This window comes from Arsenicibacter sp. R0_47 (assembly GCF_057652235.1).
Map to the genome: position 1 here is coordinate 1 of NZ_JBYFCJ010000007.1, position 21,332 is coordinate 21,332.

The 21,332-nt window shown below is 51.5% G+C and carries 15 protein-coding genes; 13 read left to right on the forward strand and 2 right to left on the reverse strand.

The window, feature by feature from the left end; genetic code table 11:
* Nucleotides 1–349 precede the first annotated feature (349 nt).
* Together AC23NW_RS14465 and AC23NW_RS14470 are read left to right on the forward strand one after the other, a co-directional pair.
* Complete coding sequence (locus AC23NW_RS14465; RefSeq protein WP_487450374.1) at nucleotides 350–985, forward strand: hypothetical protein; 636 nt, start codon at nucleotides 350–352, stop codon at nucleotides 983–985.
* A gap of 126 nt (nucleotides 986–1,111) precedes the next feature.
* Complete coding sequence (locus AC23NW_RS14470) at nucleotides 1,112–1,723, forward strand: hypothetical protein (protein WP_487450375.1); 612 nt, start codon at nucleotides 1,112–1,114, stop codon at nucleotides 1,721–1,723.
* A gap of 47 nt (nucleotides 1,724–1,770) precedes the next feature.
* Here the strand turns inward: AC23NW_RS14470 and AC23NW_RS14475 are convergent, their stop codons facing one another.
* Nucleotides 1,771–5,847 carry a hybrid sensor histidine kinase/response regulator transcription factor gene (locus AC23NW_RS14475; RefSeq protein WP_487450376.1) on the reverse strand — a complete coding sequence of 1,359 codons (4,077 nt, stop codon included), beginning with the start codon at nucleotides 5,845–5,847 and terminating at the stop codon, nucleotides 1,771–1,773.
* 269 nt (nucleotides 5,848–6,116) lie between these two features.
* Between AC23NW_RS14475 and AC23NW_RS14480 the strand changes: the two genes are divergently transcribed.
* From AC23NW_RS14480 to AC23NW_RS14520, 9 genes are all read left to right on the forward strand, one after another.
* Nucleotides 6,117–9,446 (forward strand): SusC/RagA family TonB-linked outer membrane protein, encoded by a 3,330-nt coding sequence (locus tag AC23NW_RS14480; protein WP_487450377.1) that lies wholly within the window; start codon nucleotides 6,117–6,119, stop codon nucleotides 9,444–9,446.
* Nucleotides 9,447–9,464: 18 nt separating this feature from the next.
* Nucleotides 9,465–11,252 carry a RagB/SusD family nutrient uptake outer membrane protein gene (locus tag AC23NW_RS14485; protein ID WP_487450378.1) on the forward strand — a complete coding sequence of 596 codons (1,788 nt, stop codon included), beginning with the start codon at nucleotides 9,465–9,467 and terminating at the stop codon, nucleotides 11,250–11,252.
* A gap of 128 nt (nucleotides 11,253–11,380) precedes the next feature.
* Nucleotides 11,381–12,622 carry a glycoside hydrolase family 88 protein gene (locus AC23NW_RS14490; RefSeq protein ID WP_487450379.1) on the forward strand — a complete coding sequence of 414 codons (1,242 nt, stop codon included), beginning with the start codon at nucleotides 11,381–11,383 and terminating at the stop codon, nucleotides 12,620–12,622.
* Nucleotides 12,623–12,754: 132 nt separating this feature from the next.
* Entirely contained in the window at nucleotides 12,755–13,546 is a 792-nt protein-coding gene (locus tag AC23NW_RS14495; protein WP_487450380.1) for a glycoside hydrolase family 16 protein, read from the forward strand.
* A gap of 76 nt (nucleotides 13,547–13,622) precedes the next feature.
* Complete coding sequence (locus AC23NW_RS14500; RefSeq protein ID WP_487450381.1) at nucleotides 13,623–15,053, forward strand: ATP-dependent DNA helicase; 1,431 nt, start codon at nucleotides 13,623–13,625, stop codon at nucleotides 15,051–15,053.
* 19 nt (nucleotides 15,054–15,072) lie between these two features.
* Nucleotides 15,073–15,951 carry an Rpn family recombination-promoting nuclease/putative transposase gene (locus AC23NW_RS14505; protein ID WP_487450382.1) on the forward strand — a complete coding sequence of 293 codons (879 nt, stop codon included), beginning with the start codon at nucleotides 15,073–15,075 and terminating at the stop codon, nucleotides 15,949–15,951.
* Between the two features lie 75 nt (nucleotides 15,952–16,026).
* Nucleotides 16,027–16,701 (forward strand): HAD family hydrolase, encoded by a 675-nt coding sequence (locus AC23NW_RS14510; RefSeq protein WP_487450383.1) that lies wholly within the window; start codon nucleotides 16,027–16,029, stop codon nucleotides 16,699–16,701.
* Nucleotides 16,702–16,854: 153 nt separating this feature from the next.
* Nucleotides 16,855–17,769, forward strand: coding sequence for an ROK family protein (locus AC23NW_RS14515; RefSeq protein WP_293843759.1), 915 nt, complete (start codon nucleotides 16,855–16,857; stop codon nucleotides 17,767–17,769).
* 11 nt (nucleotides 17,770–17,780) lie between these two features.
* Nucleotides 17,781–18,338 (forward strand): D-sedoheptulose-7-phosphate isomerase, encoded by a 558-nt coding sequence (locus tag AC23NW_RS14520; protein ID WP_293843756.1) that lies wholly within the window; start codon nucleotides 17,781–17,783, stop codon nucleotides 18,336–18,338.
* Between the two features lie 143 nt (nucleotides 18,339–18,481).
* Here AC23NW_RS14520 and AC23NW_RS14525 read toward each other — a convergent pair whose 3' ends face one another.
* A complete protein-coding gene (locus AC23NW_RS14525) occupies nucleotides 18,482–19,174 on the reverse strand; it encodes a sulfite oxidase-like oxidoreductase (RefSeq protein WP_293843753.1) in 693 nt (230 codons plus the stop codon).
* A 225-nt stretch (nucleotides 19,175–19,399) separates the two neighbouring features.
* Between AC23NW_RS14525 and AC23NW_RS14530 the strand changes: the two genes are divergently transcribed.
* On the forward strand, nucleotides 19,400–19,981 hold the full coding sequence (locus AC23NW_RS14530; protein WP_487450384.1) for an RNA polymerase sigma-70 factor: 582 nt from the start codon (nucleotides 19,400–19,402) through the stop codon (nucleotides 19,979–19,981).
* 160 nt (nucleotides 19,982–20,141) lie between these two features.
* A complete protein-coding gene (locus tag AC23NW_RS14535; protein ID WP_487450385.1) occupies nucleotides 20,142–21,215 on the forward strand; it encodes a FecR family protein in 1,074 nt (357 codons plus the stop codon).
* Nucleotides 21,216–21,332: the final 117 nt, after the last annotated feature.

The following is a 21,332-nucleotide window of genomic DNA, read 5'->3' on the forward strand; positions in this document are numbered from 1 at the left end:
GTCGTCATCGTTTTGTAGTTTCGTCACCACAAAAATAGGACATACTGGTTCTTGCCTTTTTTTATGAGAAAGCCCTGTTTACTTATCAGGCAGGTTCAATGATAATTTACAAAATAGTAAACCTTTTATTCAGTTAATAGCTAACCAACTAAAAGTGGCAGGAATTCATTATTCTCTGGATTATCAAGAGGAGAATGAGAATTGTGAACCTACTACTCCTGAATATACTATTTCAAATAAAGATTAAAGGCTTCTATACCTATTAACGTTCACGGAACGCGAGCGTTAATAGGTTTTTTATGTACAGATTTAGTATAACAAGGAGGTACTAATTGTAATTGAAGATTTAATGAAATTTACAAACGGTTATTTAGGATTAGTATGGGAGGTGCCACTAGGATCCGATTTGGGGTATGGGTACGTACGTTTTACGGCTTTAGAACATCATTTTGGCACTTACGCCCGTATTTTGAACCATCGGTCTGCTACTAAAATAAAGCATTTTGATGAATCTATCTTCGCCCAATTTGATGAGTTAGTCGCTCCTTTTTTGGGTTATGGCGGCCCTCCTAAGCGCGGGGACAGTAAATGGAAAGCTATTGGCTATCTTCCCATGAAAGACGAGGATTATCAAGTGCCAGACATGAAAGGTGGTCGTACAAACGGAGATTCTCCTTACTCAGTAGAATGGGGAGTTATTCGGGGGACGTCAACCGGAGACTACTTGAAAAAGAATGAATCTGGAGATCCACTCCTTTTAAATTTTCAACAAGTAAAACATCTAGGTTTTTACGGCCATTTGAATCTAAAATTTGCTACAGTTCGCGTAATACTAGAATGGATGAAAATTTTAGGAATGGATTATATGGACTACCAAAATCAAGACGTACCTGACGATATTTTAAATGATCAGAAATACATTGTTTCAGTATCAACTCCTTATTCCGAAGTCCCTAAGGGACTACGAGGCAGAGTAATAATATAACAGGGCTTTCCAATAGAGATTAAGTAACTGTAGGTCAGGCGTATATTGCCCAAAAAATGTTGTGTTTGCTCCCCCCGTTATAGCGCAGATTCATGAACTGTTTACTAATGTAAAGTAATTTTATCAATGGACTTGTTAAGTAGTAATCAATCTTTACTTTTTGAAGTAATTGAATTTCATAATTCTAAAGTGTCATTAGAGGAGAAAATCATATCATTCAATAATGATAATAAGAAAAAAATCCATATAAAACAGAAGAAAAGGCAACAGTTTTACGATATTTATTTAGTAAATCTTGAAATTAACTCTCGATTCATAATCGATGCTTCCGGAGATGATTTCTCTTTTGATGGCTTATATTTCATATTCAAGTTAGGGTTAGAATATGGAACATCTATCCAGCTTAGAAATAATGATAAACAGACCGATCTCTATAAAGTTGATTATATACTCTCAAAATATATACATGATCAAGAGTGTTTTTTTTGGGCAATGGTCTATACTGAATATTGTGAATCAACTATAAGATTTTATAATTTGAAATTTGGAACAAATTTCAAATTAATTATGCAAGATACGTTTGATGGAACAGAGTTCTCCTTTATTAGTTTTAAGGATTTGAGTTTTTCAGAAGTATTTCGTTTGGGACAATTTTTTGGCTTTCATATTCAGTTTGATGCAAATAAAGAACCGTTTTGGGTTGATTTTCGATCAAACATGAATTTTAATAAAGAATAATTTTTTATCTCGTTTCTGCATACTACGCTCAGCAAGTAACTTCTGCACTACGTTGATGATTCTTCCGGATTAATATAGTCACTCGGCGTCATGCCGTACTGCTTTTTAAACTCTTTGCTGAAGTATTTCCGGTCACTGAAGCCGACGGCATAGGCGACTTCGTAGATCGTAAGCTGCTTTTGCCGGAGCAGCTGGGTCGCTTTCTGTAACCGGATCGATTTCACAAAATCATTGACCGAGAGATCGGTGAGGGCCTTTATTTTCCTGTAGAGCACGGTGCGGCTCATGCCGACCTCATTGGCCAGCATGTCTACGTCGAATACCGGGTTGTCGAGGTTTTGCTCGACTACGTGCATCACTCTCTTCAGGAATTGTTCATCGACCGTGCTGATGGGCAGTTCCTGCGGCAGCAGGGTAACTTCACGGCTGAAGCGTTGCCGCATTTTCTCGCGGGTAGCCAGCAGATTGCGCACATGCAGGCCAAGTACCTGCAAACTGAATGGCTTGGTCAGATACACATCGGCACCCATCGCCAGCCCGTTTACCTGATTGGCTACGGCGCTTTTGGCCGTCAGCAGAATAACCGGAATGTGGCTGGTGCGTTCATCGGCTTTCAGCTTGTTGCAGAGCGTAAACCCGTCCATCTCCGGCATCATCACATCGCTGATAATCAGGTCGGGGATCAGCTCGATGGCGGTTTCCCAGCCCGCCAGCCCGTTTCCGGCTTCAACGACCTGGTAGGCCGGCGCGAGCGCATCGGTAACAAACGCACGGACTGCCTGATTGTCTTCGACGTATAAAATTGTGTAGTGCTTCGGCGTGAGGGCTTCTGTGCCGGTATCGGTCAGCAGTGCGTCGAAGTCCACGGGCTCGGTCGCCTGACCGGTAACATGCTCCTGTACCGGCGACTGATCGGGCCCGTCGGATTGTGGCGCCGGCGGGGTGTCGGGCATAACCGGAAACTGACCCGCGAGATGGGCCATGCCGGTTTTAAGGGTTACCGTAAAACAGGTCCGGTTTTGGTGCGGATCCGGGGCCAGGTAGCTTTCAACGGCAAGCTGCCCCCTGTGGAGGTCAATAATGGTTTTGGATAGGGCCAGCCCGATGCCGTAGCCCGTATTCTGAATACCATGATCGTCGACCTGAAAAAAGTTTTCGAACAGTTTGTCCAGAAATTCAGGCGCAATACCGCGCCCATTGTCGATAACCTGAATCTGCACCTGCTCATGATCCGCCAATACGACCAGTTCAATAGCTCCGTTGTCGGGTGTAAATTTATAGGCGTTCGACAGCAAGTTGAAAAATACCTTTTCCAGCTGTTCGCGGTCGGCGTAGACCTTGACCGACTCCTCGCTGTAGCGGAAGGTGGCAGTGATGTTTTTGGACAGGGAAACCTCTTTGAAAAAGGCATAAATATCCTCTAGAAACGGGACAAGATCGAGCTTCGTGATGTGAAGTTTCAGGTGGTTGGTTTCGGCTTTCCGGAAATCCATCAGCTCGTTGACCAGCTTTAACAGGCGGTCGGCGTCGTGCTGCACATAGCCAAGCTGTTGCTGAACCAGCGGATCCTCTTTCCGGGCCAGCATGATCCGCTCGATAGGCCCGGCAATGAGTGTCAGGTGGGTCCGGATCTCGTGCGAAACATTGGTGAAAAAGTTGAGCTTGATCTGATTCAGCTCATGATCCCGTTTCAGCAGGGCACGGAGGACGAAAAAGCGGATAATCAGGGCAATAATGCCGGCAATCGCCAGGGCATAGATCAGGTAGGCCCACCACGTTTTCCAGAACGGCGGCAGTACCTCAATATGCAGCTGAATCGGGGCACTCCACAGGCCGTCGTTGTTGGCTCCCTTCACCCAAAACGTATACTGCCCGGCCGGCAGATTGGTGTAGGTTGCTGACGGAATGGTGGCCTGCCGCCAGTCATTATCGAAACCATCCAGTTTATACGCATACTTGTTTTTGTTCGGCTTGATGAAATTCAGCAGCGCAAAATCAATCGTGAACACATTCTGGTCATGCCGGAATGTCAGCTGCCTGGTCAGGCTGATATCCTGACCAAGCAGGCTATGCCGGTCGTTGGGCCGCACCGGATCCGTAAACAGGCGCAGACCGGTAAGCACAATCGGCGTGGCGTGCCGGACAACGCTCAGCTGATTCGGGTTAAAGGCAGTAATGCCCTGATAACCGCCGAAAAACAGCTCGCCGGTACTGGTTTTCAGTGAGGCACTGTAGTTAAAGTCGTTGCCTGCCAGGCCGTCGCTGGTCGTATAGTTAATACAGGTTTCGCGGACCGGATCCAGGCGCGACAGCCCGTTGCCGGTACTGATCCAGATAAGTCCCCGGTTATCTTCCTGAATGGCAGCAATGTCATTGTTTGGGAGTCCGTCGCGCATGCTGTACGCTTTAACGGTCTGACGGGCAGGGTCGTACCGGAACACGCCTTCGTGGGACGAGCCGATCCAGATGCGGCCGTAGCGGTCCTCTTTAAGGCTGTTCACGGAAATGTGTTCCAGCGGCGGCTGCGTCAGTTTAACCACCTTTTTGCGGTCAGGGCCAATGATAAATACTCCCCACGACGAACCGATCCAGATGGTCCGGTTGCGGCTCTCAACAATCACCTTAACGCTCGATCTGCCAATGGTTTGCTCCTGATCGGGCACCAGCAGAACCGCTATCAGCGGCGGCACTGCCTGCCGGAACGCCAGCAGACCCTGATTGGTGCCGGCCAGAAATAAGCCCTGGCTATCTTCCAGCAGCGCCAGCACTTCGGCGTTAAGCGTCTGCGGGTCGTTCTGGTTCAGCAGAAAGTGCTCGAATGTTTGTGAGCCGGGAGCGAGCCGGTTCAGGCCTCCGCCGTGGGTGCCCGCCCAGACATAACCCCGCCGGTCCTGATAAACGGTTTTGACCAGGTTAGAGCCCAGCGACGCCGGCCGGGAGGGGTCGTGTTTGTAGACGGTAAACCGGCCGGTTTGCCGGTTGAGGTAGTTTAGCCCGCCACCTTCGGTACCAATCCAGAGGTTAGGAACGGGGCCGGGCGTGTGCCGGTCTTCGATGAGCGAACTCACCACATCATCGCTCAGCGCGCCGGGCTTGCTGGTATTCTGAAGGGTGGTAAAATCGGTATGATGCGCGTACGAAATGTTGACCCCACCATAGTAGGTACCAATCCAGACTGAGCCCTGATTGTCTTCAAAAATGCTGTATACCGAGTTTTTGTTCAGGCTTTTCCGGTTGAGCGCGTCATGCTGGTAATTGTCGAAGCGGTGGGTTACGGGATCAAACAGACTCAGTCCTTCCTGAGTGCCGATCCAGATACGGCCGCGCGCATCGGGTGTCAGCTGCCGGATGTTGTTGTGCACCAGCCCGTCCGGCCGGCCAACCGTATGGGTGAAACGGGTAAAGGTCTGGCTGGCGGGGTTGTAGCGGTTCAGGCCCCCGCTGATGGTGCCGATCCAGAGCGTATGCTGCCTGTCTTCCGTAATTGAGGTGACGTAGTTGTCGGACAGGCTCTCCGGAACGGCATTTTGATGCACAAAGGTACGGAATGCAGGCCGGCCCCGTACGGTGGTCATTTGCGCCAGCCCTTTCGGTGTCCCGACCCAGATGGTGCCGGTATGATCCTGAAAAATTGACCGGATGTTGTTGTCGGGCAGGCCGCTGGCGGTGGTATAGACGCTGAAATGCAGTGTTTCCGGATCGTCCAGTACATGCAGCCCGCTGGCCGTACCTACCCAGAGCCGGCCTTCCCGGTCTTCGGCCAGGCAGCTGATCAGGTTACTGGCCAGGCTGCCCGGCTGGTCACTGGCGACGATACGGGTAAACGAATCCGTCAGCGGGTTGTAGCGGTTCAGGCCATTCTGCGTTCCGACCCAAAGCGTCTTGTGCCGGTCAGACAGCAGGCAGAGGATGTAATTACCGGTAATGGACGTTGTGTCGCCGGGGATGGTGCGGTAGGTTCTGAACGTAAAGCCGTCGTAGCGGTTGAGGCCGAGGCGGGTGCCGAACCACATAAAGCCGCGGTAGTCCTGCGTAACCGACAGAACCGAGTTTTGTGACAGGCCGTTCTCAGCCGTCAGATGCTCAAACGCTGCTTTTTGTGCGTACCCCGCACGGCCGGACAAAATCAACAGACTTACTACAAGCCAAAAACTTGTTGGTCTGATCCAATTACAGAAAACGTTGAGCATAACAGCTGAAAAGCCAGAATTAAGACAAGAAAAGCAGACTAAAGTTAAAGAAAATACAAAAACAACCCTATTCCGGTACGATTTTACCCCCCTGTTTCTGCCGCGTTCAGTCAATTTTGCCCCAAAACCGCCGGACTACCCTGCTTTCGGCCGGCAGACAGAAACCGGCGGTGTCTACGTGACGAAAAACCAAACTGAGACGCATGAAACAAATTGTACGAACCCCATTTTATCAGCGTGGACTGTGGCTGTGGCTGCTGATTCCGGTGGTGGGAACAGGCAGTTGTCAGGAGCTTCTGGCAGCTGCGCCCCCGAAACATAAATCCACGGCGGTGGCTGCTCAGGTAGCTGAAACGGCCGTTACGGGTGTGATTACCGACGAAAACGGGAAAGGTCTCCCGGGCGTGAGCGTTCAGATCAAAGGCACTTCGCGGGGAACAACTTCCGACGCTGACGGGAACTATAAAATCTCGGCCGATAAGGGAACGACGCTGGTATTTTCTTTTATCGGTTATGTCCGGCAGGAGATTGTTCTCGGCGACCAGACCGCACTGAATATCACCATGGCGCCCGATGCACAGTCGCTCAATGAGGTGGTTGTGGTCGGGTATGGCACCCAGAAAAAAGTAAACCTGACGGGTTCGGTAGCTACCGTGACGGCCAAAAATATCGAAGCGCGTCCGGTGACCAACGTATCGTCGTCGCTGGCGGGTCTGGCGCCGGGGGTATTTGTCCGGCAAGGTTCCGGCAAGCCGGGTTCCGACGGGGCAACGATCCGGATCCGGGGTACGGGTACGCTCAACAACAGCGATGCGCTGGTCATCATCGACGGTGTGCAGGGGTCGATGGATGCCGTTAACCCGAACGATATTGAAAGCATTTCCATCCTGAAAGATGCCGCTTCGGCCTCGATCTACGGCTCACTGGCGGCCAACGGCGTTATCCTGATCACGACCAAAAAAGGCTCACCCAAGAAAACGACCGTTACGTATACCGGCCTGCTGTCATCGGCGCGTCCCAGCAACCTGCCCGATTTTGTGTCGGACTATGTGCGGTATATGCGGTTGTTCAACGAAAGCAACCGGAACGTCGGTGTGGCCGAAACCTATTCGGCCAACACGATTTCGCTGTGGGAAGCCGCGCAGAAGGACCCGAACGGCATTGCCGCCAGCGGTTTTCCGAACTACGTAGCCTACCCGAATACCGACTGGGCAAAGTGGGTCTTCCGCAATGAGGTAGTGCAGAACCATAACATTTCGGTTAACGGCGGCAGCGATAAGGCACTGTATAACGTGTCGCTGGGCTACCTCGATAACCGTGGGGTGATGCAGAATACCGGCATCAAACGCTACCAGCTGCGGGCCAATATTGAGTCGAAAATCAATAAGTTTCTGACGCTGGGCACCCAGACCTTTGCCTCGACGCAGTCGGCGGGCAAGGCCAATACCGACAATGCCTTTACCTACCTGTGGCAGACCAACCCCGGCATTTATCCCTACTACCAGGGCAAATACGGGTTCCCGGCGGCAGTTGAGGAGCCGACCACGGTTAACAACATCCTCGGTTATCTCGACGGTACCGGCGGCCTCGACCGTACCTCGCGCTTTAACACAACCTTATACGGCGTTCTGACTCTGGCGAAGGGCCTGACCCTTGAACCAAAGGTCAACTACCAGACGCGGTTCAACGAATCAAACTCATTTGCCTTAACGGGACCGGGCGAGCGCTGGGATTTCTCGACCAATACCCAGAAGGTACAGCTGACACCGACCGATCAGCTGCGGACGAGCTACGGGTTTAACCGCGATTATCTGCTGACGCTGGATAATGTTCTGCGCTATAACACCACATTCGGCCGCGACCACGACTTCGGGGCGCTGGTCGGCTATAACCAGTTTTATTTCCGGTATTACGATTTCAGCGCCTCCAAACTCGGCCTGATCGACTATACGACCACCACGCTGGGGTCGGCGGGGGAAACGTCGAACACCGCCGGCGGACAGGAGTATGACCGGGCAATGCGGTCGTTTTTCGGGCGGGTAAACTATGCCTTCCAGTCGAAATACCTGGTGGAGGCTAACCTGCGGTACGACGGCTCATCGCGGTTTGCGTCGGAAAGCCGGTGGGGGGTATTCCCGTCGTTCTCGGCGGGCTGGCGGATTTCGGAAGAAGCCTTCATGCGCAACCTGACCGATAAGGTACAGAACCTGAAATTGCGGGCGTCGTGGGGTATGCTGGGGAATAATGCGTCCGGCGACTATGACTACCAGGCGACCTACAGCAAGGTGCCGTATTCGTTCAACAGCATTGCCGTGACTGGTCTGGTACAGGCTAAATACGCCAATCCGCTGCTGCGCTGGGAGTCAACGGCGGTGACGGACATTGGTCTGGAAGGGGCGCTGTTTAAAAACCGGATGAACGTTGAAATCGACCTGTATCACAAGCTGACCGACGGTATCCTTACGACGCCACCGATTTACCTGACATCGGGTACCAAAGCTGCACCGACCCAGAACACGGCGGCCGTCCTGAACAAAGGTATTGAACTGACGCTCGGCTGGCGTGACAAAATCGGTCAGGTTGATTTCTCGGTCAGCGGCAACGTGGCGTATAACATCAACCGCGTAAACAACTACCGTGGTGCGCTGACGGAAGGATATACAACCGACGCAAACGGCAATAAGGTTTACAGCTCCAACATCGGCCAGGTGTCGAGTGGCGGCGATACGCGGATCCTGCAAGGCCACATGATCAACGAATATTATCTGCTGGATGTCTACCGCGGCAACGGTACCTATTCAAACTCCGACGGAACCGTGAACATCAACGGCGGACCGAAAGACGGGATGATCCGGACGCCGGAAGACCTGGCCTGGGTGCGGGCGATGCTGGCTGCCGGTTATAAATTCCAGCCGGTAGGTACCGTTGGCAAAGGTCAGCTGTATTACGGCGATTTGATTTATGCCGACCTGAACGGTGACGGAACCTATGGCAATAACTTCGACAAGCGCTTTACCAATGTCAGTTCGACGCCGCGCTATATCGTTGGTCTGAACCTGAGTGCCAACTGGAAAGGCTTTGATTTCTCAATGCTGTGGGCCGGTGCGCTGGGGATGCAGTACCTCTACAATTCGGCCGGGGTGAACAATACCCGCACGACGCTGACGAACTCAATCGGGACGCGCATTGCCGATGATCACTACTATTACAACGAAGGAAACCCGTCTGATCCGGCCAATAATGTCAATGCATCATTCCCCCGCCTGAAAAACGGATCGGATAGCCAGACCAACATTTCAAGTTCATTCTGGCTGTATGATGCGTCGTATATTAAGCTGAAAAACATCCAGATCGGGTATACCATCCCGTCGGCGCTGACCAACCGTATCGGCATGAGCCGGGCACGGGTGTTCTTCTCGGGTGAAAATGTGCTGACGATCACCCGCTTCCCGGGACTTGATCCGGAAGTAGGTGCGGGCTTAGGCTATCCGACCATGAAGCAGTACGCCGCCGGGATCAACGTAACTTTTTAACTGAACAGACGACGAATCATGACGTTACAACAATATATCGCGAAACTGAATACATCAGCAATCCGGAAAACGACCGTTTGCCTGCTGGCGGCTGTCAGTCTGGGAAGCTGCCGGAATGATCTGCTGGATACAACGCCCTATGGCTCAATCAGCTCGGGGAACATGTGGTCCAGCGATAACCTCACCGATCTGGGCGTATCGGGTGTATACAATGCACTGCGGCTGGGTATCCAGAACGGCGGAGCTTCCGACCGGGAACTGTACCAGATGGATGGCCTTGGGTTTACGTCGTATACACGGGGTGGTAATGACCTTATCAACGGCACGTCCAACACATCCGGCGGCCGCTTCAGCAACACGTGGCGGGAGCTGTACGAGGGAGTACACCGCGCCAACGATGCCATTGCCAACATCACAACCAAATCGCCGTCGGCGGCCGACAAGAAAGCCCGGCTTATTGCCGAGTGTAAATTCCTGCGGGCTTATTTTTACCTGCGCCTGAATCAGCTCTATAAAGGTGTTCCGGTTTATCTGGAGCCGGTTACGGTGACGGAAATGAACCGTGCCCGCGAGACCGAAGCGGCGGTATGGGATGTGGTGGTCAAGGATCTGACAGATGCCATCAACGAGCCGAACCTGCCGGCCAAATATGCGGCGAAAGCAACCGGATACGGCCGGATCACCAAGGGAGCAGCCTATGCCCTGCGTGGCAAAGCGTATCTATACCAGAAAAAATACGCTGAAGCGGCTGCCGATTTTGCGAAAGTAAAGGATGCCGGTTTTAAGCTCTTTGCCGATTATAAAAAGCTCTTCAAGGAGGTAAATGAGCAGAGCGATGAGATGATTTTCTCAATCCAGAATACCGGCATTGACACCTACGGGTCAACCACGCAGTGGTATTGCGGAACACGTTCGTCGTTTGGTTCGTGCTGGAATAACTACTACGTATCGAATCAGGTGGTAGACCTCTACGAAAACAAAGACGGCAGCAAGTTCAGCTGGGATGCTGTTATTCCGGGCTACAGCAGCATGCCTGCCGATAAGCGGGAAGTGTTCTTTTACCGCAACAACCTGACGGCAGCCGAGATCAGTACCGGCCGGTCGAAGGGACTGGATATGAACCTGTATCTGCCTACAGGCAACGAAGAGCGGGTGGCCAAAGCCTACCAGAACCGTGATCCGCGCCTGCTGGCCAATGTCATTGTGCCGTATGCGACGTACCTTGGCCGTCCGCAGAACGGAGCCGATCAGGTGTACACCAACCGGTGGCCGTCGCGCAGCGAAACCCCGCCGACGCTCGACTTATTCACCGATTCACGGAGTCAGTTGTTTTACCTGCACCGTAAGTTTGTGTATGAAGGCTCTGCCGAGCTGCTCAACCGCCAGTTCGGGCCGATTGACTTTCCGCTGATCCGCTATGCCGACGTGCTGCTGATGTGGGCCGAAGCGCTCAACGAACAGGGGAAAACAGCCGAGGCGGTGGCGCTGGTCAACGAAGTACGGGCACGGGCCGGCATTGCTCTGCTGAACTCGTCGGCGGCAACAACGGTATCGGGACAGAGCGATCTGCGGGAGCGCATCCGGAACGAACGCCGGGTCGAATTTGTCAACGAAGGCATCAGCTATTTTGACGAACTGCGCTGGGGAACGCTCAAGGAAAAGGTCTTTGCGCAGGGCAGCGGTATCAATCAGATCTGGGGTAGTGTGGTGGTGCCGTATACCTGGAAAGACAATATCACCACCTGGCCGATTCCGCAGACCGAAATTGAAATGAATCCGAAACTGACCCAGAACCCGGGTTGGTAACAACGAAGATTTCCTCATAGGATGTTAAGCGATGGAAAGGCTGGCGGTGCTTACCTGCCGGCCTTTTTTTAAGCGCATCCGCCGCTGGTTTGTCCGTTTATTAACACATAATACCCGAAAAACTCCACATGAAAGCACTCCTAATGAGTTTGCCGCTGATCGTCGGTTGTCTGTTGCCGGCAACGCCACCACCGGTAACTGAACAGACGTTTATTCAGGAAAACACTACCCACGCCGACCTGATGCTGAAAGGCATGTTAAAGGAAGCCCACGGCCTCGCCTTTCCCCGGTCGTCGAAACCGGACGGCTCCCTGCGGTCCACCAATATGTACGACTGGACATCCGGTTTTTTTCCGGGGACGCTGTGGTACACCTACGAAGCCACTAAAGACGAAACCCTGAAAAAGGCGGCCGTTGAGTGGACGGAAAAACTGGAGCCGCTGAAAACCTTCACCGAGCACCACGACCTCGGCTTTATGATGTATTGCAGCTACGGCAATGCGTACCGGCTGACGAATAATCCGGCCTATAAGGATATTCTGGTGCAGGCGGCGAAGTCGCTCAGCACGCGTTTCAGCCCGAAAACGGGTAGTATCAAATCCTGGAACAGGTTTGTGTCGTGGCACGGTGAGCCGACGTATACTTTTCCCGTGATCATCGACAACATGATGAATCTGGAACTCTTGTTTTTTGCCTCAAAAGTCACCGGCGACCCGTCGTTCCGTGAGATAGCGATCAGACACGCCGATACGGCGCTGAAAAACCAGATCCGTGACGATTACAGTTGCTACCATGTAGTTTGTTATGACCCGGAAACCGGCAAGGTGCAGGGCCGCGAAACCGCGCAGGGATATGCCGACAACTCGACCTGGTCGCGGGGGCAGGCGTGGGGTATTTACGGGTATACGGTGATGTACCGCGAAACAAAGGATAAAAAATACCTCGAAACCGCCCGGAAAATGGCGGACTACTACCTGAATAACCAAACTTTGCCGGCCGACAAAATACCGCTCTGGGATTTCAATATAGGTCAGGCGGGATATGAGCCCGGCATCAAATCACACACGAAAGAAGTGAGTGCTCCGCTGCGCGATGCGTCGGCGGCGGCGATTACGGCCTCGGCCCTGTTTGAGCTGAGCGATTACACGGGCAAGGCCGGAGACCGGTACCGGCAGGCGGCCATCACAATGCTGCACTCGCTGGCTGGTCCGGACTATCGGGCGAATCCGGGCGAAAATGCTAATTTCCTGATCAAACACTGTGTGGGCAGCATTCCGCACGGTGTCGAAAAAGACGTTCCGCTGGTGTATGCTGACTACTACTTCGTCGAGGCCCTGAACCGGTACCAGCATTATTTGAAAAAGAGATGATTGATTTTTACCACATAGGCACATAGAGAAACAAAGATTTTTAGCGCTTATGTGCTCTATGTGGCTTATGTGGTAAAATAAAATTCACGGTGCAAACGCCCTGGAGGCTAATCCTTTTGCTTCTTACAAGACATGAAAAAACTTATCTTTTTACTCGCATTCTGCTGGTCGTGTGCCAAAAGCAGCGAGACAAAGCCGGTGTCGTTGCCCGATTCGGACGACAGCCCGCTGGCCCAGACCTTTACCAAAGACGGCTACAAACGGGTCTGGCAGGATGAATTCAACGGCACTGCCCTCGACCTGACCAAATGGGAATACCGGCAGGCCGGTGTTGTCCGGAATCTGGGGCGGGTGGCCAAAGAAACCGTTTCGCTCGACGGCAAGGGTAATCTGGTCATTCAGTTACTGAAGACCGACGGCGAGTATAAAATCGGGCAGATCGGTACCGAAAAAACGTACAAAACCAAATACGGGTACTACGAGTGCCGGGCGCGGATGAATCACGAGCCGGGCCCGCACGTCGCGTTCTGGCTGCAATCGCCGACGCTGGGGAAATACCTCAATGACCCGGTGCGGTCGGGAACGGAGATTGATATTTTTGAATACCATCGCAAAGAACCCACGACCGTACACCACAACCTGCATTGGGACGGCTACGGAACCGATCATAAAACCACGGGGCAGAAAGTGACCACACCGTCTATTGAAACCGGCTTTCATACGTTCGGGTTGCTCTGGACCGAAACCGAATACGTTTTTTACGTAGACGGCAAGGAAACCTGGCGTACGACGACGGCCGTATCGAACGTCGATGAATACATGATTCTGAGCCTTGAGCTGACCGGCTGGGGCGGTGATCCGGCCAAGGCGACACTGCCCGATGAGGTGGTGTATGACTATGTCCGGGTATATCAGAAGCGGTAATGATGGAGGTAGAGAGAACGGGGATTTTCTCCGTTCTCTGCTTCCCGTTTTCCCCCTTTTTTTGTAATTTAGGGGTATGAATGATACCCAAACGGCGGCCGCATTACTGGCCAAACGTTTCCCGTTTACGCCTACCACAGGCCAGTTACAGTTCTTCGAACAGATTGGTCAGTTTATTACTCCCGAGGAATTTGAGAACTACCGCGACTGCTTTCTCCTGCGCGGATATGCCGGTACCGGGAAGACCACATTGATCGGTACACTCATTAAAGTACTGCCTCGTTTCGGGTTGAAATCCATTTTGTTAGCACCAACCGGCCGGGCGGCAAAGGTGATGTCGGGCTATGCCAAAAAGCCGGCCCAGACTATCCACCGGAAAATCTACCGGCAGGTTGCCGACCCGTCGTCGGGTAACCTGAGTTTCCAGCGGCAGAAAAACTACCACGAGAATACGCTGTTTATTGTCGACGAGGCCTCGATGATCTCCGACGAAGCTGAATTCGGCGGCAAAGGGTTGCTGACCGACCTGATTGAGTATGTCTTCGAAAACGACGGTAATAAACTGATGATCGTCGGCGACACGGCCCAGCTGCCGCCGGTCGGCCGGGAGATCAGCCCGGCACTAGATTGCGAATTCCTGCGCCGGACGTTCGATATGGTGGTTACGGAACAGGAACTGACCGAGGTCATGCGGCAGGACGAAGCATCGGGTATCCTGCACAACGCCACTGAATTGCGCCAGTTACTGACACGGGGCAGCGGCGATCCGCTGGCCATTCGGTTGGCAACGAAGCCCTTCCGCGATATTTATAAAATGCCGCTGGCCAAACTTGAAGACGGCATCCGGTATGCCTATGGTAAATACGGGCGCGAAAACACGGCGATTGTGTGCCGATCCAACAAAGTTGCGGGTCAGTTCAACCAGTTTGTGCGGCGGGTAATCAACCAGTGTGAGGATGAGCTGGATGCGGGCGATATGCTGATGATTGCGCGCAACAACTACACGACGCTGGACGAAGATTCACCGGCTGGCTTTCTGGCCAACGGCGAGTTTGTGGAAGTAATGCGTATCCGGAAAACTGAAGAAATTCATGGCCTGCGGTTTGCGAACGTAACGCTCCGGCTGGTCGATTTTGAGGAGCAGAATGATTTCGAAGCTAAAATTATCCTGGATACGCTCCATTCTGCTGCCCCGACCCTGACAAAAGAGGAACAACGCGGGCTGTATGACAGCGTGTCGAAGGACTATTTCTACATAAAATCAAAAAAGGAGCGGGCCGAAGCTATCCGCAAAGACCCGTACCTGAATGCCCTTCAGGTTAAGTTCGCCTATGCGCTGACCTGTCACAAGGCCCAGGGCGGGCAGTGGAATGCGGTGTTTGTCGATCAGGGCTTTTTGCCGGACGGGCAGGTGAATCAGGAGTTTATCCGCTGGCTTTACACCGCCATTACCCGTTCGACCAGTGAATTGTTTCTGATGAACTTCAATCAGCTGTTTTTTGAATAATCAGTAGTTTTGACAGCATATGGCAGGTCAGCATCTTATCCGCTTCGATTGGGCAATCAAACGGCTTCTCCGGCAGAAGTCAAACTACGTCATTCTGGAGGGCTTTCTTTCTGAATTATTGCGGGAGGATATCCGTATTGAACAGATCCTGGAATCAGAATCAAACCAGGAAGCAGAGTCCGACAAGTTTAACCGCGTTGATGTATTAGCGTTAAACGAGAAAAAAGAGCTCATCATCATTGAAATACAGAATAACCGTGAGCAGGACTATTTTCAGCGTATGCTCTACGGTGTCGCCAAAACTACCGCTGAGCACATTCAGCTGGGGCAGAAATACAGCGACATTAAAAAAGTCTATTCGGTCAATATCGTGTATTTTGATCTGGGGCAAGGTGAGGATTATGTGTATCACGGCAAGACGGAATTCAGGGGTATCCATGCCAATGATGTACTGAGTCTGTCAGCCAAACAAAAGGAGTTATTCAGTAAGGAAGCGGTTTTTCAGTTGTTTCCTGAGTATTATGTCCTGAAAGTGAACCGCTTTAACGACGTGGCAAAGGATAAGCTGGATGAGTGGATTTATTACCTGAAAAACAACGAAATCAGAGACGATTTCCGGGCAAAAGGACTGTCTGAGGTGCGCCGTAAACTGATGATCGATTCGCTCAGCGAGCGTGATCGTGCTGTCTATTACCGGCACCTGGATAATAGCCGGCTGGCATTGAGTGTGCTGGAAACGGCACGTATGGAAGGAAAGGACGAGGGCCTGGAGGAAGGCAGACAAAAGGCGCAGGCAGATATGATTCGCCGGATGAAAAATAAGGGACTTGATGAACAGACGATTGGGGAACTGACCGGTCTTAGCCCCGACGAAATCAGGGCATTAACAGGAGATTAGCCGCCGGAAATGCCTTTGTGGTTAAAACCGTGTTACTTTGCAGGCCGGTTTTAATCATTTCCTGATCACTGATACATGAGTGCATTGCCTTTTGGTGCGTTGTTCGATATGGACGGCGTTATTATCCATAATCACCAATACCATACAGACTCCTGGCTGGCGTTTGCCGCCCGGTATGGTCATACCATTACGCACGAGGATTACGCCCGGTACATCAACGGCCGTATAGCTAAAGAATCCCTGCCGTTTGTGTTTAAACGGGCATTGACCCCCGACGAAATCGTCGCCCTGACGGAAGAGAAAGAAGAAATCTATCGCGCGATGTACGGCCCGCATCAGGTTCCGACTACCGGCCTGTTTGCCTTTCTGGACGACCTGAAAGCGAACGGTGTCCGGATGGCCGTGGGAACCTCGGCACCTGTGAGCAACATCAGCTTTACCCTGGATGGTATCGGCGTTCGCCGGTACTACGACGCGGTTGTCGATGCGTCGATGATTCAGAACGGAAAGCCGGATCCTGAGATTTACCTTACCGCTGCCGCCCGGATCGGCGTTTCGCCGGATCGTTGCGTGGTGTTTGAAGATGCCTTTTCGGGCATTGAAGCGGGGTTACGCGCCGGGATGAAGGTCATTGCCCTTGCCACCACGCACACCCGCGATGAACTGGCCCAAACAGGGGCTTCCCTGATCATTGACGATTTCACGCAGCTAACGGCAGAAACGATGACCGCAATCATTACCGGAAGCTGATAGCTGTTATACTTTCTGAGACTTACCGGCATTTCCTTTGACTGCATAATCAGCAGGAATAGCTCCTGGCGTGAGGATAAATCCAAACGAAATACTGAACAATTACCGGTCAGGTCAACTCGGCCGTAAGTCGCTCATTAACTGTACGATTTCATGAAATTAGGTATTGAAATAGGAGGTACGAAACTCCAGATAGTTACCGGTGACAACACCGGCAAAATAGTCCAGCGTCACCGGTTTGTCGTAGATAAAGAAGCGGGGGCTGCGGGTATCCTGACGCACATTGAGCAAACTGTCCGTCAGTTACGGCAGCCGGTCTCAGCCATTGGCGTGGGGTTTGGCGGGCCGGTGAACTGGCAGACGGGTCAGATTGCGACCTCGCACCAGATCGAAGGCTGGTCGGGGTTCAATCTGGGCGAGTGGCTCTATGAACTGACCGGCGCGCCGACAATCCGGATCGAAAATGACGCCAATGCGGCTTCGCTCGGTGAGGCAATACACGGCGGCGGGCGCGGTTTTAAAAACGTGTTCTATGTGACGGTTGGCAGTGGCGTTGGCGGCGGCATGGTGATCGACGGACAGATTTATCACGGTGCCGTGCCGGGTGAGGCCGAGATCGGTCACCTGTGGCTGGTGCCGCCGGGCGACGATTTTCCAGGCCAGACCGTCGAGCAGACGTGTTCGGGCTGGGCCATTGATCAGCAGATCCGGGAACTGTTACCGCAGCTTCCGGCCGATTCGCCGCTGAAACAGCTGGTTGGCGATCAGGTAGGCGGGGAGGCACGGTTTCTGCATCCGGCCTACGAGCAGAACGATCCCGTGGCCAATATGCTGATTACGCAGGTCGGTTCAGTGCTGGCCCTCGGACTGTCGCATGTGGTGCATCTGTTTCACCCTGATGCTATTGTGATTGGCGGTGGGTTGTCTCTGATCGGTGAGCCGTTGCGGGCGTCTGTCCGTACGGCTCTGCCACGATTTGTGATGAAAGCGTTTCAGCCCGCTCCGGTCATTCTGATGGCTAAACTGGGTGAAGATGCGGTACCGGTTGGTGCCCTGAGTATGGTATAACTCAACTTTATATGTCTTATTTTACAGAGTATCTGGCGCAGCAAAAGGCCGCCTATGATTCGATTCCGGCCGAAAAGGTAGCGCACCTTGTCGAATTACTGAAAAAATGCTGGGCCGAAGACCGTCAGTTGTTTGCGTTTGGCAACGGTGGCAGCGGCACCAATACATCGCATTTTATTACCGATCTCGGTAAAAGCTCGTCAGACAAGCTGGGCAAACGCTTCCGGTGCATGTCACTGAATGAAAACGTTGCCTGGATAACCGCCCTTGGTAACGATTACAGCTACGAAGATGTGTTTGCCGGACAGTTGCAGAACTATGGCCGTCCGGGGGATGTGGTCCTGACCATGAGTGTCAGCGGCAGTTCACCGAACCTGGTCAAAGCCATTCAGTGGGCCAAAGACAACGGCCTGACAACCATCGCGCTGGTTGGCGGGAAAAAAGGCAAGCTCGCCGAAATCGCCGACGAAGTCATCGTGATCGATTCGGAGCACTACGGCCGGGTCGAAGATGCGCACATGACGATCTGCCACATGCTTTGCTATTATTTCATCGAAAATACCCCGTAGAGACGCAACATCTTGCGGCTCATTCCGCGTAAGCCCGATACCGCGTAAGCAACCGGACGCTGATTTTTCCGTAGGTTGCTTACGCGGGTTACGCATTCATTTTGCTTACGCATGCTGAGACGCAACATATTGCGTCTCTACCATTAGCTGTAGCGGTCGTTGCGCCACGGGTAAGCGGTATTCGAATAGCCGCGCTCCTCCCAGAATCCAAGGCGGTTGCCGTCCAGAAACTCAATGCGTTTAATCCATTTTGCTCCTTTCCAGGCATACAGCTGTGGGGTAATCATCCGCAGCGGGCCGCCGTGCTCGCGGGTGAGCGGCTGACCGTCGGCGGTATGAACCAGCAGCACATCCGGTTTCAGCGCTTCTTCCAGAGAGATATTGGTACTATAGCCATCGAAACCATAGCACATAACGTGCGTTGCTGTGGCTTTAGGCATGACCAGTGCCGCCAGATCCATGAACCGTACCCCAACCCAGGGAACATCCAGCCGCGACCAGGTCGTTACGCAGTGAAAATCGCTGGTATCTTCGACCTGAGGCAGGGCCATAAAATCTTCCCATTTCAGCCGGACCGGTTCGTCAACCTCTCCGTCTATCGATAACTGCCATTTTTCAAGCGGAATGTGGGGCTGATAGCCCAGATCCAGCACCGGCCATTTGGCAGTAACTGTCTGGCCGACCGGTACCTGTGGCATGCCGTGGCGGTTCGTCGGGCCTTTACCTCGCGGCGCATCATCGGCCAGCGACGGGGTGTTGGCCATTTTTTCCTCAAAACGGCTTTTGAGTTTCATCCGCGCCTCAATGATGCGGTCCAGTTTATCGTTTGCTTCCATGTATTTCCGTATTCGTCCTTATTAACAACGAATGCGGAGTGCAGGTTCTGAAGAGACGTATAAAGGCAAGATAAAAACTATATGCGGGGTGGCTTGTGAGTAGTAAATGAATTTAATCCTGCTTATTAAAGATATAAAACGTTAACCCGCTTTTACCGGCGCACAAAACGTTGAATTATTTGTAGATATATTTGCGATAAATTCAAATCGACTTACAGTTTTGTAATGGAGGCTGCTAATCTTACTGACAAGGTCCTCCTGATGCATTTGAAGGCAGGGGATCAACATGCCTTCCAGGAAATTTATCGCCGCTATTGGTATACACTGTATCAGGTAGCCAAACGAAAAGTACGCGCGGAAGAGGATGCGGAAGAAATTATTCAGGATATTTTTGTTGATCTCTGGGAAAGACGGAATCACATTGTTATTGATGAGCTAAGTAATTATTTATATAAAGCCGTAAAATATCAAACGTTGAAATACATCAGAGCAGCACTGGTTCGTCAATCGCATCAGGATGCTGTTCTCAAAAATGACGTAAAAACAGACTCACAAACGGAAGAAGAACTGGCTTTAAATGATTTGCATGCCGCAATTTCAACAGGTCTGGAAAACTTACCGTCAAAAAGCCGGGAAATATTCCGGTTAAACCGCCTCGAAGGCCGCTCCGTTACTGAAATTTCAAATTTGCTGCAAATACCGGAACGTACTGTTGAATACCACATTACGAAATCGCTCCGTGTCATGCGGATGTATCTGAAAGATTTTATCTGGAGTATTATTCTCCTTATTTCTCTTCGCTTCTGATATTGTGTAAAGCATTTATTGAATTGTAAAATAGCAGGAATAATGGCTGTTTTTTGTCTGTTTCCTATGAATTTTATAATAATTTATCTGCGTGTTTGCGGCTCTTGCGGCATATAGGGTACATAATACTATAGCGCACAGCCAGCTCTATCCGGATCTTATGTATAAACACAGGCGGGGATTTTTAAAAATACTGCAACGCTATATCAACAATACATCTGCTGCGGAAGAAAAAGAGGCGATGGATTTTTGGTATGATGCTATTGGTGAACCTGATCAGGAAGAAAAAACTGAACCGGCGCGGCAAGCCCTTGAAAATAAGCTCTGGAGCCGGATTCTTACTACCATACAGGAGCCGTCTGAACAGCCGGAAATAGTTACCCGAAACTGGTTTGAGCGAAATCTGAGCCGATTGGCACTGGCGGCCTCCGTAGTGCTGATAACGGGGCTTATGTATTGGATGTACGGTTTACGCGAGTCGCCGCCGCAGGTCCTGAGTAACTTGTCGGTTGCAGAACAGTCGGCACTTGCCCGGATCGATAATGAAACCAGCGCAGCCAAACAGGTCCGCCTGCCCGATGGCAGTCAGGTTGTTCTGGAGCCCAATGCCAGGCTTTATTACCCTGCGTCGTTTAACGGGAAAAACAGAGTTGTTTATCTGGTCGGTAACGGTTTTTTCTCCGTTACACACAATGCTCAGAAACCGTTTTTTGTCTATTGCGAACATATCGTGACAAAAGTACTGGGCACCAGCTTTACCATTCAGAAAAATGAACAGTCTCAGGCTATCGAAGTCGCTGTCAGAACGGGGAGCGTGCTGGTCGAAGCAGCAACTGGCAATGGCTATGGGGCAACTAAAAAGTCTGAACGTGTGGTGCTGCGGCCCAATGAAAAGGTAGCTTTTCAGCAAAGTACCGGTTCCTGCCGTACCGGATTGGTTGATAACCCGCAGGTAGTCGATACGACGGATGAATTCCGGAAAACAGATGCCTTTATTTTTGAAAATACGCCTTTACAGGAAGTATTGGAAAAACTGGAAAAAGCGTATGGTGTAGAAATTAAATTAACAAATACAGCAATCGGCGAATGTTCGGTAACGGCAAATCTGGCGGATGCATCATTATTTGCCAAACTGGAAATTATTAACGCATTATTAACAACAAAAACTGAAGTGCAGGGAACCATTATTGTCATGACCGGTGGTGAATGTGCTCCGTATAAATCTGCTGATTAAACCCTGAAAAACGAATGAAGTAACCCGGTACTTACACAAAAAAACCGGATATGTTCGCAGCATATCCGGCCTGTTATGCTTCCCGTTTCCGTTGTGCAGAAAATTCTTCATCAAAAA